The sequence below is a fragment of the Rhodoferax sp. OV413 genome, assembly GCF_900104385.1.
Lineage (GTDB): Bacteria > Pseudomonadota > Gammaproteobacteria > Burkholderiales > Burkholderiaceae_C > Rhodoferax_B.
On the sequence record NZ_FNJA01000002.1, the window covers coordinates 876,449 to 888,896 of the forward strand.

The following is a 12,448-nucleotide window of genomic DNA, read 5'->3' on the forward strand; positions in this document are numbered from 1 at the left end:
TGTAGGAAAAAATCCTATCCGCCGGTAAGGATGCTGCTCATTTAATTGAGCGCCACCACCAGCTTGGGATCACTATAAATACTTCTGAAAACAGAAGAGGTAGCAGGAGATGATTGCACTCACGATCCAATTGACCCAGGTGCGCTGCGGCCCGCATTGCTAAAACGCAATTCAAAGTAGGCGTAATTGACACCCGTGAGCAAAAGGTATCGCCGGCACGGGCCATCGCCCGAGGAGCCGACGGCGTGGAACGTTCGGCTTGCATGAACGGGCGGTCTCCACGCTCCGGAATCAAGTGACAACCGCGTACCGTTCCCGCACGAACCGTTGCTCAACGACCTGGATGCCCCACTGCTGGCCAGCACGCTCTTCATTCAAAACAAAACCCTCGCTCTCGTAGAGCCGACGCGCCGCATTCAACCCCTGGAATGACCACAACTGGACTGCAGCAAATCCGTGGCGGTCGCAGAACGCCAACGCCTCGGCCAGCAGCCTTCGGCCCACGCCCGTACCGCGCATACCGTCACCCACAATGAACCAGCGCAAGTGCGCGGTGTTGTTTCCCAAGCCTTCACCATCGATGGCAACAGATCCGACGATGCGACCTGCAAGCATGGCGACCCATAGACCATTGCAAGGGTTCGCCAGCCGTGGTGCGAACTCCGCCATGCCTGCGGCCACCATGCTTTCAAAAAACTGCCCGAACCCAACGCTACGGGCATAGAAATGCGCATGCATTTCCGTCACGCGCCCGATGACTCCAGGCAGATAGCCCTGCTGTATCTCGATGGACTCGGCCGGATTGAGCGGGTTGCCAATGCGGTGGGCTTGGAGTGCCTGGGAATAAGTTGCCAACCCTTGGCCCACGATATGCTGCTTGGCTTCCGGCAGCTGCGCCAATGCGGCAATGACCTGCTGGCGGCCAAATGCATGGATGGCCGCCAGCGTGCGCTTTCCCTTGGCCGTCAACGCCAGCAGCTTGGCGCGCGCGTCAGCGGTACTCGTCGTCTCTTTCAGCTCTCCCGCGTCGATCAGCTTGCGCACCATCCGGCTGACACTGGACTTTTCCAAGTACAGCACCTCGGCCAACTGCGCTGAAGTCAGTGATTGCCGTGCGCCGATTTCCATGATCGCGTGGACCGCCGAGGGTGGGTATTCGGTTCCCGCCAATGTCGCCTGCATGAAGCCGAGTTCGCGCACCATCTGGCGTGAAGCTGCACGGACATGCTCAACAAGCACGGGATCGCAATCGGTCATTTTTATCCTTGTTCAAATTTGGTTGTATTATGCAACCAACTATGTAAACGACGTCGTTGAAGATGGAGTGCTTTGGCATGGACACACGCGAGCAACTACACGGTTTGTCCACGAAGTGTGGTCGCATGGCGGGGCGCGTGGGACTGGTCACGGGCGGTGGTAGTGGCATTGGCCGTGCAACCGCGATCCTGATGGCGCACGAAGGCGCCTCAGCGGTCGTGATTGCCTGCCGTCGCGAGCCTGAGGGCCAGGCGGTGGCCGCCGAATGCCGTGCCTTGGGCGCGCAATCAGTGTTTGTGCCAACGGATGTCACGCAAGAGGATGAGGTGGCTCGGCTTGTCCAAACTATTGTGGGACGGTTTGGCTGTCTGGACGTGGCGTTCAACAACGCCGGGTTCCAGGAACGGCGTGCTCCGATCGAGGCGCAGGACGGCAGCGTCTACGACAGCGTATTCAATGCCAATGTGCGCTCGGTATTCCTAGGTCTGAAATACCAGCTGCCGGCCATGGCCGCACAAGGTGCTGGCCGCATCGTCATCAATGCCTCGGTCAGCGGCCTGCGTAATCCCAATCCGGGCCTGTCGCTTTACTCCGCCTCCAAGGCCGCCGTGATTTCCTTGATGCGCTCTGCCGCCATGGAATGCGCACCGCGCGGCATCCGCATCAACGCGGTGGCACCGGGGCGCGTGGTAACCGACATGATGCTGGCTTCTGGTATTGCGGACATGTCGGCTGTGGCCGCCGCCCTGCCACTGCGGCGCATGGGAAAGCCCGAAGAAGTCGCCGAGGCCGTGGTCTGGCTGGCTTCGGATGAAGCTTCGTATGTGGTGGGCCATGTATTGGCTGCGGATGGTGGTTTCATGGCGTCGTGAGTCGGTGCTTACTGGCGTCTGACGCACAGGGCGTGCCGCCAAAGCATCGATCGCGCAAAACATGTAGAAGCATTGCCATGCCGGGACGGCTTATCGCGAGTGAACTGGCAAGCGGAAGTCGATAGGTCCGTAGTGCATGCGCATATAGCCAAAGCCCAGTGCGGCCAATAAGGCAGCGATGGTCACGGTCCAGCCGATGGCGGTCATGACGGAATTGAGAATTTTCACAGGTACGGTTTCGTTGTTTACGACAAGTTGAGTTTACGGCCGACCATCATCAAGTACACAGCCATGACCCTTACCTGTAGATCGTGCGTGCCCTAAAAGATGAATATCGAACCGCGGGCAGTGGACGATCAAGTCCGCCCGATGTCGTTCGAGGAACTGAGCTGTTGGACGGTTTCACGTCCCCCTCAGTATTCTTACATCACGGCTTTCTGGCTCTCCGTATCCTCCGTTCTTAGCTTGTCCCCGGTGTCTCGGGGCAGGTCAGCTTCACGGCCGGGCTAAGCACGCGGCCGAACGATCTGCAGCGGATGTCCAAAGTTCATCGCCCTATTGCTCAGGCCTACCCCCCGCACCATGTGCTTTCTTGCTCGATTGGATCTTGACGTGACTTGCTTGCATCTACTCACCCGTCAAGGCCCATATCTGCAGGGGGTAAACCATCCCCTTTGGCCCCCAAGCGTCATCGTCTTTGATAAATTTGAAGATGCACTGACATAGCTACTCAACGTCGCCTCGCGACATCCCAAAATCGGTGGTCAGGCAGTGCGTTTGCAGAGCTGACCCTGCAGTTTTCGGTTCATCGCCGGAACTGCAGCCGCGTCTGAGCAGTTCCTGGAGATGGACATCCACCCAGTCCTTTTTTCAGGAGCATCCTATGACACGCCAGCAAGCCACCTTCGCCAATGACCAGTCCGTTCCGACCCCGGATTCCGCAGCCCTCCATGTCACCTCACTGGAAGTGGACATCCTCGCGTTACTGGGTAGCCCGCTCCCTCCACCTAAACCGACGTCGCAGTCCATGGCCCTCGACGGCAAGCAGTTTGGTCACTGGTCACTGAACACCCAGGACGCACTGATTCTGCAAATCGATGCTGCGATGTCGGACTCCCAACGTGCCGAGCTAATCAGGTTGACCAGCAACTTCATCCGGCGCAAGGTATGGGCGAAACCCAAGCGAAAGTCGACATCCAAAACCACCCAAGCCGGAACCGTGCTGCAGCTCGATCTGTTCGAGACCGTTCCAGCAGCGGAATCGCTACCGCAGCTCTCCTCCACGGAGTGCGTATGAAAACAAGCCTCATAAGGTGCCAGGAGGTTGCCCATCCTCAGGGAAGATCGCCGGGCATCGGTTCTAGTGTTTCTGCTCCCTCCAACCAGAGCGGCAAAAGCACACCCCTGACGTACCAGCACACAAAACTGAGCGGAGAGCATGCAAAACCGGGTGCACACCATTCCAAAACGTGTGCCACACGCGCCACGTTGCGCGGGCTGCGCGCTAATCCATGTGCGGATGGCTCAACTGCGCACGCTCAGTGCGCAGAAATGCATGTACAGCCACCAAACCAGAGTGGCGTGGTCTCCTCGGCCATCGAAGCGTCAGCATTCCGTGGGGCTCAGGAGCCCGCGGATGTGTTCTGCGATGCGCTAAGGTGCTCTACAAAGCCTATTTGCAACTCCGGTGACTGTGGAATGGCATCTCCGATGGCGTTCCGATCATCGGAGTTCATCGGTGCTCTGGGTTGCGGATGCCACTTCCCCCACAGTGGGCGGAAGTCTTCACCTGTATCCACCGCCTACATGGGCCTTAGTCTGTTCACTAAGGTCCATGTCCCATCACCCATTTCACCGGATACACGACAAGGACGGACAGCAGCAGGTCCGAAGCCTTCGATGCCGAAACTGCTCCGATGCCGATGCCCGTCGTCATCGTCGTCGAGGCCGCTGCAGTGGCCCACAGTAGCGTTGTCGAAGATGGCCGCGACGGTAGCGACGACAGTACATGCACTGCGGGGAGGGGCCACAGCATGAGCGAACCGTCACCGTTCTCGCATGCTTCGCCCGCGCAGGCACCATCGACCCCGAATGCAGCTTCGGGAACGAAGGCATCTTCGACAACGTACTCTCCATCGACGACGCAGTCCTCTCCGGCAACGCATCCCTCTTCGACGGCGAAGACCGCAACGTCCAGCGAATACACGGTAACTGGGGCAGCTACGTCCACGAAGTCAGCTTCGGTCACGATGGCTTCGAAGGCGTCATCTCATGCATCTTCGGTATCGAAGTCGGTCCCCGCATCGGCATCGGAATCCAGGGGCAACGCCCCTGGCACCCTCGGTACCGGTGCCACTACGGTAACGAAACCTGCCTCGACAACGAAGAAATCTTCGGCTACGAAGCGTGAACGTGCGCCGGTGCTGCGCGGGATGGTCGCTTCCTTTGGAAGCGGAGCGAGCGGTACTCGGCCCGCGCAGTTCGTTCGCGTGGAAATCTACGCGATCAAAGGTGTGGCTACCACCACGAAATCCGGCAGCAGACAGCAGGGTAAAGCATCCATCCACCAGATCCTGGACGAGGCCACCAGGTCAACGCCGGACGGGCATAAGCACTTGATCGCGCAGGGGCTGAAGCCGAAACCGCCGGTGTGTCTGTGGGGACTGACGACCGAAGAATTGTGGCCCTGGTTTCAGGAGCACAAAGTCCGCGCGTCCGAGAACCGGGTGCCCTACAGCTACCGTGGTCGAGACCATTCGAAAGCGCAGCCTGTGACCTGGCCAACCTTGCTCGGGGAAGTCGCCTCGTATCCTGGGGCGCCCGACGATACCGATGTGGGGTACGTAGATTGGAAGCGGCTTTGCTTGGCACGGCTGCATGAGGTGTATGGCGAGCGCCTAGTGACCGTCATGGAGCACCTCGACGAGGGCCACGGCCACTTACATGCGCTCGTGGCCAATCCGGATGCAAGCCCTGTGAAGGCATTGCATCCGGGGCATGGGCCTTCCGATGCCTGCCTCGCGTTGGGAGGCACCTACAAGGACGCGCAGCAGGCCTATATTGCCGGACTGCAGCGGTTCCAGGAATTGTTCTCTGATCTGGTCGGACGGCCCGCGGGTCTGGAGCGCACTGCACCTGATCCCAGACGCCGCTACAGCTATGCCGAAGCCCAGGTGCGCAAGCAGATGGCTGAGGAGATTGCCGTGATCGATGCTAACCTGGCCGGACGTGCCTGGTCCCTTGCGCAGGAACGTGAGGCGTTTGAAGCCGACTTCATGCGCCGGGTTGCCGAAGTCGAGCTCCGTGAGGAAAATGCCATGGCCATGGCGTTTCGCGAAACCTCTGCCAAGGTAGAGGCCAAATTCGCACGGCGGCAAAAGGAGCAGGATGCCCAAGCCGCGCTTCTGGAGACGGAGCGTGCGGCACTGGTACGCGACCGTGCGGTTCTGGATGCAGGGTTGTCTGCGCTGACGGAGAAGGTAAGGGCCATCAGCGCGGAGGCCAAAGAGCGGGTAGCGGCCGCACTGGCGCAGGTTGACCGGGTGATGGAGCTGGTTGAGCGCCGTGTGGATCAGGCAACCTTGGAGCTGATCCGGCGGGACTTGGCAGTCGACACCGCAAAACAACGCGGTTCGAATCTAAGCCCGGTACGACCACGCTAAAGCCGCGGATTTCCCTGGCACCAGCGCAAGCGGGAGCTGCTCATGCCTGGATTTCTACGTAGAAACTTTCTTGGACCATGGTGAACGTCGCATGGCCGAATCGTCTGAAGTGCCCCCGTGAGTGCTTTCAACGCCCTCGGACCTTCAGGGGACTGGGGAGGGCGGCCCGACTTCACCGCTCCCCCAGCCGGCCCTGCTTCCTAGCCGGGGGGATTTATTGAAATAGCTTTAGTAGTTCAGGTCGCTTAACGGCCGCTGTTGGGGGGGCTGAGGATGCTGCTGGCGCTGTTTCCAGGGATTGATTCGGCGGCGTTGAGGGTAGGCCTTGGATGCCGTTGGACTTCGTTGACGTTGTGGCGGTGGCGATGGGTTTCCGACTGGGTTCTGCGCTGGCCATTGTTGCGGTTGACGTTGCGACGGTATCGATTTCAAGATCCAGGGTTTGGAGCTGTCCGAGGAGTCCTGCGATGAGCCGATCGCGCAGGAACTCGCTCACCAGCTTGGGGTGGACGAGCTCCACGTCGGCCAGCACTGCAGCATCGCCGGGGGCGGTGGGGTACAGGTAGATGCCCAAACGTACTGGTGCCAGTGGCGCATCATTGCGTGCATGGCCGGATGTGTAGGGGACCTGAGGGATTTCACGGAATGCACCGCGCGCTAGCAATTCGCGAACCCGGTCTGCGCGTCGGCGCATGGGCAAAGCCATCAGCTCGGCGATCAATGCGGCCTCGTGCGGGTGTTCATGGCGCAATGGCGTGAGAAAGCGTTTGGTTTTACGAGGCTGCATTCAGTAGATCTGATTGTTGGCGCCAAAAGAAATGACGACGCTCTGCTTCTTCGCCAACCGCTCTGGTTGCGCGTTCTTCGATTCGTCGACGGCCACAGGTTTCCATACCTCATCAACAGCGTCAGTGGTGGCTTGCGTTGGGCTCAGACCGGAGCCGTGGGCGTACATGCATCGGCAGGCGTGTTGCGGTACAGCCATGGTCATCTCTGCCTTATCTGTGTAGCCGCGGGGAGAGTAAGTGTGGACGTCGGCTGGTTCCATGGGCTCGCATTCATGAGGGGATTGCTTCGGCGCAGGCGCTCTGTAAATTCTGCTTGGTTTGAGCGAATCAATGCAGAGTGCCGATGGTGAGATTCTTTCTCAAAACGGACGTTTTGAGGGGCAGGTTGCCGGCTTATGCCTGTGCTCATTTGGTTGCGGTGGTTACGTTCTGGCGTCACGCCATATCCGGCAGGAGCCTGCATCGAGAGCGACGCGGCTGGCACCGATGGCGGACGGTGAGTGCATCCCCTAGATTTGCTGAATGTTGCAATCAACTCGCCTTGGTGATTGAGCAGTGCCTTCGCGTTGGGATCGCTGCAACACAATGCAAATGAGTGCTCTTTGAAGCTGGATTTCTGGTGAGGGTTTTATCCCTCCTGTGGTAAATTTCAATCTGGACGACATTACATCTTCTCTTAACTATTGCGTAAGCAACAGATCGTTGGCCGGGTGCGCGTGACCGGGGCTCTAGTCGTCCTTGAATGCGGTTGCAGCCACCGTACCGCGGTGTCAATTGAATGGCACCGATGAAGGGCAAGGAACTGTAGGTCTTTGCGATTGACGCCGGAGGAAGGTACGGCACGCAGGGACTGAGGATCTGAGTCCTCTCCATTTACAGATGGAGGGTACGGTCATGCCTGAACGCAAGAACCACCCAGCGCGACAAAATGATTTCTCAGATGGCACCGCGAGTTCTGCAGTTGCCTCAACATCAACCAACTCTGTTGGCGCGGATTCCGCCGGATTGCCCCGGCGCACCCATACGCCCACTCGGCCTGCAAGTGAGTCCAGTGAGGCAGGCTCTCCCGGCTTGGACAAGAGGTTGGCCGAATTGGTCCGCGGTCGAGACGTGAACCTTCAGAAGGTTCAACCATGCGGCGCGCTCATGGCGCGCAAGCGGTCGAGCGGTTCCGTCCTGTTCTTCTGGCGCACCACGTACCAAGGCGAACTCGTGCGGTTGGACGTTGGCATCTACAGTGCCTCGGCAAACCGGGCCTGGAAGATGCCCGCCGAAGACGGTCGGTATTCTGTGGCGGCAGCGTTGTTCAAGGCCAGCGAGTACGCCTTGGAACACGTCAAGGCGCTACCGGCGGGAGGGATTTTGGGGTCACGCCGTCGCGCAGTGGAAGAGGGGCTGAAAGCCGTGGCACAGGCGCAGGCCGATCGCGAAGCACTGGAGAACCACACGCTCGCGCATTTGAGCGACTTGTACTGGCAATGGATGAGAGACAAAGGCCGTCAGACTTGGAACGAAACCAAAAATGCATTGGGGGTCTACGTGCTCAGCAACCCGCTTGCAAAAAAGCCCGCCAGCCAGATCACCGATGAGGATATTGCTGACATCCTCAGACCGATTTATGGGAGTAAGAAGGGGCGCCAAGCCAACAAAGTTCGGAGCTACCTTCACGCGGCATTCGCACTCGCGGCCAAAGCACGGGTAAACGGCAAGTTGGTGCCTGCCTTCAAGGAGTTGAATGTGCGGTTCAATCCTGTCAGCACCACACTCGCCGATCAGGAATTCAATGGGGTCGACAAGAACCCCCTGAATGTGGATGAAATGCGGCTGTACTGGCTGCAGATTAAAGAAATCCCTGGCAAGCGCGGCGCAGCGCTTCGGCTGCATCTGCTTTCTGGCGCTCCACGCATTGCGCAGTTTGTACGGGCCCGGTGGTCTGAATTGGACGATGAGGGAGTGACGCTGTGGGATACGAAAGGGCGACCCGGATCCGGTGCTCGAAAACACAAGTTGCCGATGCTGTTGGAAGCTGAGGACGCGTTGTCAGAACTGACGAGAGTGGGCCCATTTTTGTTCTCCACTAACCACGGAAAAACGCACATCAGCAATACGACCTTGAGCAACTGGGCCAAGGAAGCCGCAGGCGAAAAGATCCGCGCGTTCACAATGAAAAGAGTCCGCAGCGGCGTGGAGACTTTGCTCTCATCCCTCAAGGTGGACGAGAAGCATCGAGGGCATCTGCAAAGCCATGGAATCAGCGGCGTGCAGTCCAAACATTACGACGCGCACGACTATCTGGACGAAAAGTACGATGCGCTTGAGGTGCTGTACGACGCCCTCACGCGTGACGAAGCGCCGATGCCAAAGCACGTACAGAAGCGCCGGCAAGCGGCGCGGGAGAGGGCGCGCATGGAAGAGGAGCGCGCGCAGTCGCTCAACGCGCAGCCGGCAGGTGACGGCGATACGGATTAGCAGTCATTCCAGGGAGGCTGCGCTCGGTGGTCGAGAACACGAGGTAATGTAGAGTTCGACTGTTCGAATTCTGTCTTCGTACGAACATATGAATTACCTTTTGGTCGTCCAAGTTTTGTCCCACCCCTGATTGGGGGGGCGGAAATTGGAGTTCAACTGAGGGGCCAGGAATTCTGATTCTTTCTGAAGGCCGTAGGGGCGAGACTCATCGCGGGACAGCACCTCCATTGTTCATGCTGCTTGATGTCCGGACCCTTATTGGGCGTGCGGGCTCATTGTGTCGCGCTGTGAGCCAGCCTTGGCAGTTTATTGGCAGTCTGTGAGACGGGCGAGTATTCATTTGCTTGGGTGCTCTTCTTCGCACATCGACTTGGCTCACCCAACTCAGCGTCCGTGCCAACACCCAGCAGATGTCATGTACGCCTTGGTGCACCTGGCATAGAAACTTCACCACCGGGCTTTGCTTAATGTCGCCCCACATGGCGATGTCTCCCTTTTTGCTCATCAAACGTCTATTGAACAAGAAGGATAGATTTTTCTCGTCACGATAGTTAATGATTCTCATTTGTATTTGTAACTAAGTGTGGAAACTTCAAATTTGTGCTTTTCCGACCGCGTCTAGCCCAGTTGACCACTGCTTGAAGTCATCTTTCTTTCTCGCTGCCATTTTCTCGACCGAAGAACACTTGGATCACTTATGAAAAGAGAATGCATTGATATGCCATTGCCGGCATCGGAGTTCACGCTGGCGGATGTCTTTATCGCGAACCGGGCTCAGTTACAACGAGTTGCACAAAAAATTGTTCGCACCACCGATCTTGCTGAGGAAGTTCTTCAAGATGCCTATCTGAAACTGGCCGATGGTGCCGCTGTGCGCGCCGTACACAAGCCGTTGGGGTATTGCTGTCAAGTGGTGCGCAACGTGGCGTTCGATTACCACCGCCACCATTCTGTCGAAGCCAGCTACCGAACTTACTGCGACGACGTCGAATTGATGAGTCCACCTAGCAACGATGCGCCCGAGCGCGTGCTGGACGGACGTCAAGCGCTGGTCGTGATCGACCGAGTGCTGGGTGCGTTACCCGCGCGCACGCGCCTAGCGTTTGAACTTAGCCGCCTTAGCGGAATGACGCAACGTCAGATCGGTGTGCAGCTTGGCTGCTCCGCCACGCTGGTGAATTTTATGATCAAGGATGCTGATGCGGCGCTAGAGACTTGCCGCTATTTGGTGCAGGGCTGAAACGACGGGCAGCCCGATTGGCCATCGGCGATACCATGGAGCTGATGAAGAAGGATAAAAACCAGGATCCGATATGGCAGTCCGCGTGGACATGGGCACGCCGACAGCACGAAGGCGCCAGCCTGGACGACGCCACCTGTGCGGAGCTCGCGCAGTGGCTTGCAGCTGATCCGATGCACCGCAAGACCTTTGATGAAGCTGCTCGGCTCTGGTTGCTGGTGAGCTTGGTGCCACCAGCGAACGACATACCCTTGCCAGACTCCGACAGACTAGCCGACCTCTAGCCACGGCAGCTGTTTGCCTCGCGCCTTAGCGCATCCCAATCTGGTGTTTTACCGGCTACTACGCCGAAGGTTAGCCATGCGCATGCGAAATGCTTTGCGACTAAACAGCTGGCTTTGCGCAGCGTCATGTATCGCAAGGGGATGGGTTTTTGCTTTACTTTTACTGAGTGAAGCCCCTTTGCCCGTCGTTTCATAAACTCCAAAAGGATTACCAATGTCTACCAGTTGCTTTGACCGCGAGGACGAAACATTTGTCGTTCTCGTCAACCACGAAGAGCAGTATTCAATATGGCCGCATTGGAAGACCGTACCTGGTGGTTGGGCAGCAGTTCAAGGCGTCAAAGGGGACAAGAAGACCGTCCTCGAATACGTCGAGCAGCAATGGACCGACATGCGTCCCAAGTCGCTGCGCGACTGGATGGCCCAGCAGGACAGCCCGCCAGCCGCTGCTTGAAGACAATGCAGCCGACGCTTTCCTTGCTATGTCTGCCCTGTGCTGGCGCCAGTGCCACCATGTACCTGCGCTGGCGGCGCCTACTGCCTCGTTGGATTGAGATCGTGCCGGTGGAGCTGCCGGGCCGTGGTGTACGCCTGGGCGAGGACTTCGTGGAGGATTTTGATCGCATGGTCGCGCTCCTGTGCGTTGAGCAAGATGCCGCAATGCGCGGCCACTTTGCACTCTTCGGGCACAGCATGGGCGCCTTGCTGGCATGGGGCATCGCTCAGCGGCTCCACGTGACGGGCATGACGCTGCCGCGCGCGCTGCTGGTGTCCGGCAGTGCCGCGCCATCGCAGCGTGATCCTGAGCGCTTCGTCGATCTGAGTGACGATGATGCCCTCATTGCCGATCTGCGCAAGCAGGGGGGGACGCCTGAAGAACTCTTCCTCAGTCCTGAACTCCTGCGCATGACACTCGACACACTGGCCGCGGATTACAGCGTATGCAAGAGCTTCATGCGTGTGGGCGATGCGTCGCTGCCAGTGCCTTTGCATGTTCTTGCGGGCCAGAAAGATGATATTGAGCCCTGGCGCATTGAAGCTTGGTCCGGCGAGACCGTACATAACGGCTTTACTCTCGACTGGTTCGAGGGCGGTCATTTCTTTATCCGACAGCAGGAGACGCGGGTCCTCTCCACACTGGCGCAGCGATTGGCACAGTCGATAACGGGAGGAGTCTATGCGCCTCGTGCCTTTGCATGAATCGCTACCGATCGGCATTGAGCTCCATCGACTGGACCTGATCTCGGAGTTGAAAGATAAGTGCGCGTGTAACGGGGATGACATGCTTGCGCCCTCTGAGTGCTTACGCGCACAGCGGTTCGTCCTCCATGCCGACCGCGTTCGCTTTGTGCAGACCCGTATCGCTGTACGCCGCTTGCTGGCTGATCGGCTGGCCTGTCATCCCGCAGATGTACCGATCGGCACGGGACTGCACGGCAAGCCCTGCGTGGTGGGTGATGCCGAGGGCCTGCCAATCTTCAATGTCTCGCATGCCGGTGCCTACGCGCTGATCGCTTTGGCAGATCCTGGCCATGTGACCCATGTGGGCGTGGACATTGAGGCGCACAAGAACGACCTTGACACCGACGCAGTCCTTGCCCTTGCCTTCACCGAGCGCGAGTGTCGCGAGGTGCGCGGTGCGCACGATGTTACGCGCGCCTTTTATCAGCGCTGGGTCGGCAAGGAGGCTGTGCTCAAAGCCATTGGTGTCGGCGTTACCGAACACCTGCAATGCGTAGGCATCCATCCCGATGTGAATGGCGGAATCGACATCGCATGCGCCATTCCTGAGTGGCGTGGCTTTGAAGCGGTGGCGCTACCCATGCCGCCCGGTTACGCCGCAGCGCTGGCCTGGCAAACCAAGGAACCGATTTGA

General features: G+C 58.5%; 14 protein-coding genes. 10 read left to right on the forward strand and 4 right to left on the reverse strand.

All coding sequences use genetic code 11. From position 1 onward, the window contains the following. Nucleotides 1-291: 291 nt before the first annotated feature. Entirely contained in the window at nt 292-1,257 is a 966-nt protein-coding gene (locus tag BLT66_RS11550) for a bifunctional helix-turn-helix transcriptional regulator/GNAT family N-acetyltransferase (protein ID WP_092757806.1), read from the reverse strand. A 125-nt stretch (nt 1,258-1,382) separates the two neighbouring features. On the opposite strand from BLT66_RS11550, the gene BLT66_RS11555 reads away from it, so the two are divergent. Continuing rightward, nucleotides 1,383-2,129, forward strand: a complete 747-nt coding sequence (locus BLT66_RS11555; protein ID WP_092757807.1) for an SDR family NAD(P)-dependent oxidoreductase — start codon at nt 1,383-1,385, stop codon at nt 2,127-2,129. Between the two features lie 90 nt (nt 2,130-2,219). On the opposite strand, the gene BLT66_RS26790 is transcribed toward BLT66_RS11555, so the two are convergent. Further along, nucleotides 2,220-2,357, reverse strand: coding sequence for a hypothetical protein (locus tag BLT66_RS26790; RefSeq protein WP_176955035.1), 138 nt, complete (start codon nt 2,355-2,357; stop codon nt 2,220-2,222). A gap of 655 nt (nt 2,358-3,012) precedes the next feature. On the opposite strand from BLT66_RS26790, the gene BLT66_RS11560 reads away from it, so the two are divergent. The 3 genes from BLT66_RS11560 to BLT66_RS11570 all read left to right on the forward strand — a co-directional run bounded on the left by BLT66_RS11560 (nt 3,013) and on the right by BLT66_RS11570 (nt 5,791). Next, nucleotides 3,013-3,426 carry a hypothetical protein gene (locus BLT66_RS11560; RefSeq protein ID WP_092757808.1) on the forward strand — a complete coding sequence of 138 codons (414 nt, stop codon included), beginning with the start codon at nt 3,013-3,015 and terminating at the stop codon, nt 3,424-3,426. Nucleotides 3,427-4,137: 711 nt separating this feature from the next. Continuing rightward, the gene (locus tag BLT66_RS11565) at nt 4,138-4,539 is read left to right on the forward strand and encodes a hypothetical protein (RefSeq protein WP_092757809.1); all 402 of its coding nucleotides are present in this window, start codon (nt 4,138-4,140) and stop codon (nt 4,537-4,539) included. Between the two features lie 79 nt (nt 4,540-4,618). Then, on the forward strand, nt 4,619-5,791 hold the full coding sequence (locus BLT66_RS11570; RefSeq protein ID WP_143029205.1) for a hypothetical protein: 1,173 nt from the start codon (nt 4,619-4,621) through the stop codon (nt 5,789-5,791). A gap of 214 nt (nt 5,792-6,005) precedes the next feature. Here BLT66_RS11570 and BLT66_RS26470 read toward each other — a convergent pair whose 3' ends face one another. Together BLT66_RS26470 and BLT66_RS11580 are read right to left on the reverse strand one after the other, a co-directional pair. After that, complete coding sequence (locus BLT66_RS26470) at nt 6,006-6,578, reverse strand: hypothetical protein (RefSeq protein WP_143029206.1); 573 nt, start codon at nt 6,576-6,578, stop codon at nt 6,006-6,008. Then, nucleotides 6,579-6,839, reverse strand: coding sequence for a hypothetical protein (locus tag BLT66_RS11580; RefSeq protein ID WP_092757812.1), 261 nt, complete (start codon nt 6,837-6,839; stop codon nt 6,579-6,581). It lies immediately after the preceding gene. A gap of 823 nt (nt 6,840-7,662) precedes the next feature. On the opposite strand from BLT66_RS11580, the gene BLT66_RS11585 reads away from it, so the two are divergent. The 6 genes from BLT66_RS11585 (at nt 7,663) to BLT66_RS11610 (ending at nt 12,448) form a co-directional block, all read left to right on the forward strand. Beyond that, on the forward strand, nt 7,663-9,048 hold the full coding sequence (locus BLT66_RS11585; protein ID WP_143029207.1) for a site-specific integrase: 1,386 nt from the start codon (nt 7,663-7,665) through the stop codon (nt 9,046-9,048). 697 nt (nt 9,049-9,745) lie between these two features. Beyond that, the gene (locus BLT66_RS11590; protein WP_092757814.1) at nt 9,746-10,288 is read left to right on the forward strand and encodes a sigma-70 family RNA polymerase sigma factor; all 543 of its coding nucleotides are present in this window, start codon (nt 9,746-9,748) and stop codon (nt 10,286-10,288) included. A gap of 17 nt (nt 10,289-10,305) precedes the next feature. Then, nucleotides 10,306-10,572, forward strand: a complete 267-nt coding sequence (locus tag BLT66_RS11595; protein WP_255406871.1) for a FecR/PupR family sigma factor regulator — start codon at nt 10,306-10,308, stop codon at nt 10,570-10,572. A 214-nt stretch (nt 10,573-10,786) separates the two neighbouring features. Further along, on the forward strand, nt 10,787-11,026 hold the full coding sequence (locus tag BLT66_RS11600) for an MbtH family protein (protein ID WP_092757815.1): 240 nt from the start codon (nt 10,787-10,789) through the stop codon (nt 11,024-11,026). A gap of 5 nt (nt 11,027-11,031) precedes the next feature. Then, nucleotides 11,032-11,772 carry a thioesterase II family protein gene (locus tag BLT66_RS11605; RefSeq protein ID WP_092757816.1) on the forward strand — a complete coding sequence of 247 codons (741 nt, stop codon included), beginning with the start codon at nt 11,032-11,034 and terminating at the stop codon, nt 11,770-11,772. Further along, entirely contained in the window at nt 11,750-12,448 is a 699-nt protein-coding gene (locus BLT66_RS11610) for a 4'-phosphopantetheinyl transferase family protein (RefSeq protein ID WP_092757817.1), read from the forward strand. Before BLT66_RS11605 ends, BLT66_RS11610 begins: the two co-directional genes overlap by 23 nt.

Bases quoted from the DNA above. Each gene is read 5' to 3' on its own strand.
- BLT66_RS11550 (WP_092757806.1), bottom strand. From the start codon at position 1,257: ATGACCGATTGCGATCCCGTGCTTGTTGAGCATGTCCGTGCAGCTTCA.
- BLT66_RS11555 (WP_092757807.1), top strand. From the start codon at position 1,383: ATGGCGGGGCGCGTGGGACTGGTCACGGGCGGTGGTAGTGGCATTGGC.
- BLT66_RS11560 (WP_092757808.1), top strand. From the start codon at position 3,013: ATGACACGCCAGCAAGCCACCTTCGCCAATGACCAGTCCGTTCCGACC.
- BLT66_RS11565 (WP_092757809.1), top strand. From the start codon at position 4,138: ATGCACTGCGGGGAGGGGCCACAGCATGAGCGAACCGTCACCGTTCTC.
- BLT66_RS26470 (WP_143029206.1), bottom strand. From the start codon at position 6,578: ATGCAGCCTCGTAAAACCAAACGCTTTCTCACGCCATTGCGCCATGAA.
- BLT66_RS11580 (WP_092757812.1), bottom strand. From the start codon at position 6,839: ATGGAACCAGCCGACGTCCACACTTACTCTCCCCGCGGCTACACAGAT.
- BLT66_RS11590 (WP_092757814.1), top strand. From the start codon at position 9,746: ATGAAAAGAGAATGCATTGATATGCCATTGCCGGCATCGGAGTTCACG.
- BLT66_RS11600 (WP_092757815.1), top strand. From the start codon at position 10,787: ATGTCTACCAGTTGCTTTGACCGCGAGGACGAAACATTTGTCGTTCTC.
- BLT66_RS11605 (WP_092757816.1), top strand. From the start codon at position 11,032: ATGCAGCCGACGCTTTCCTTGCTATGTCTGCCCTGTGCTGGCGCCAGT.
- BLT66_RS11610 (WP_092757817.1), top strand. From the start codon at position 11,750: ATGCGCCTCGTGCCTTTGCATGAATCGCTACCGATCGGCATTGAGCTC.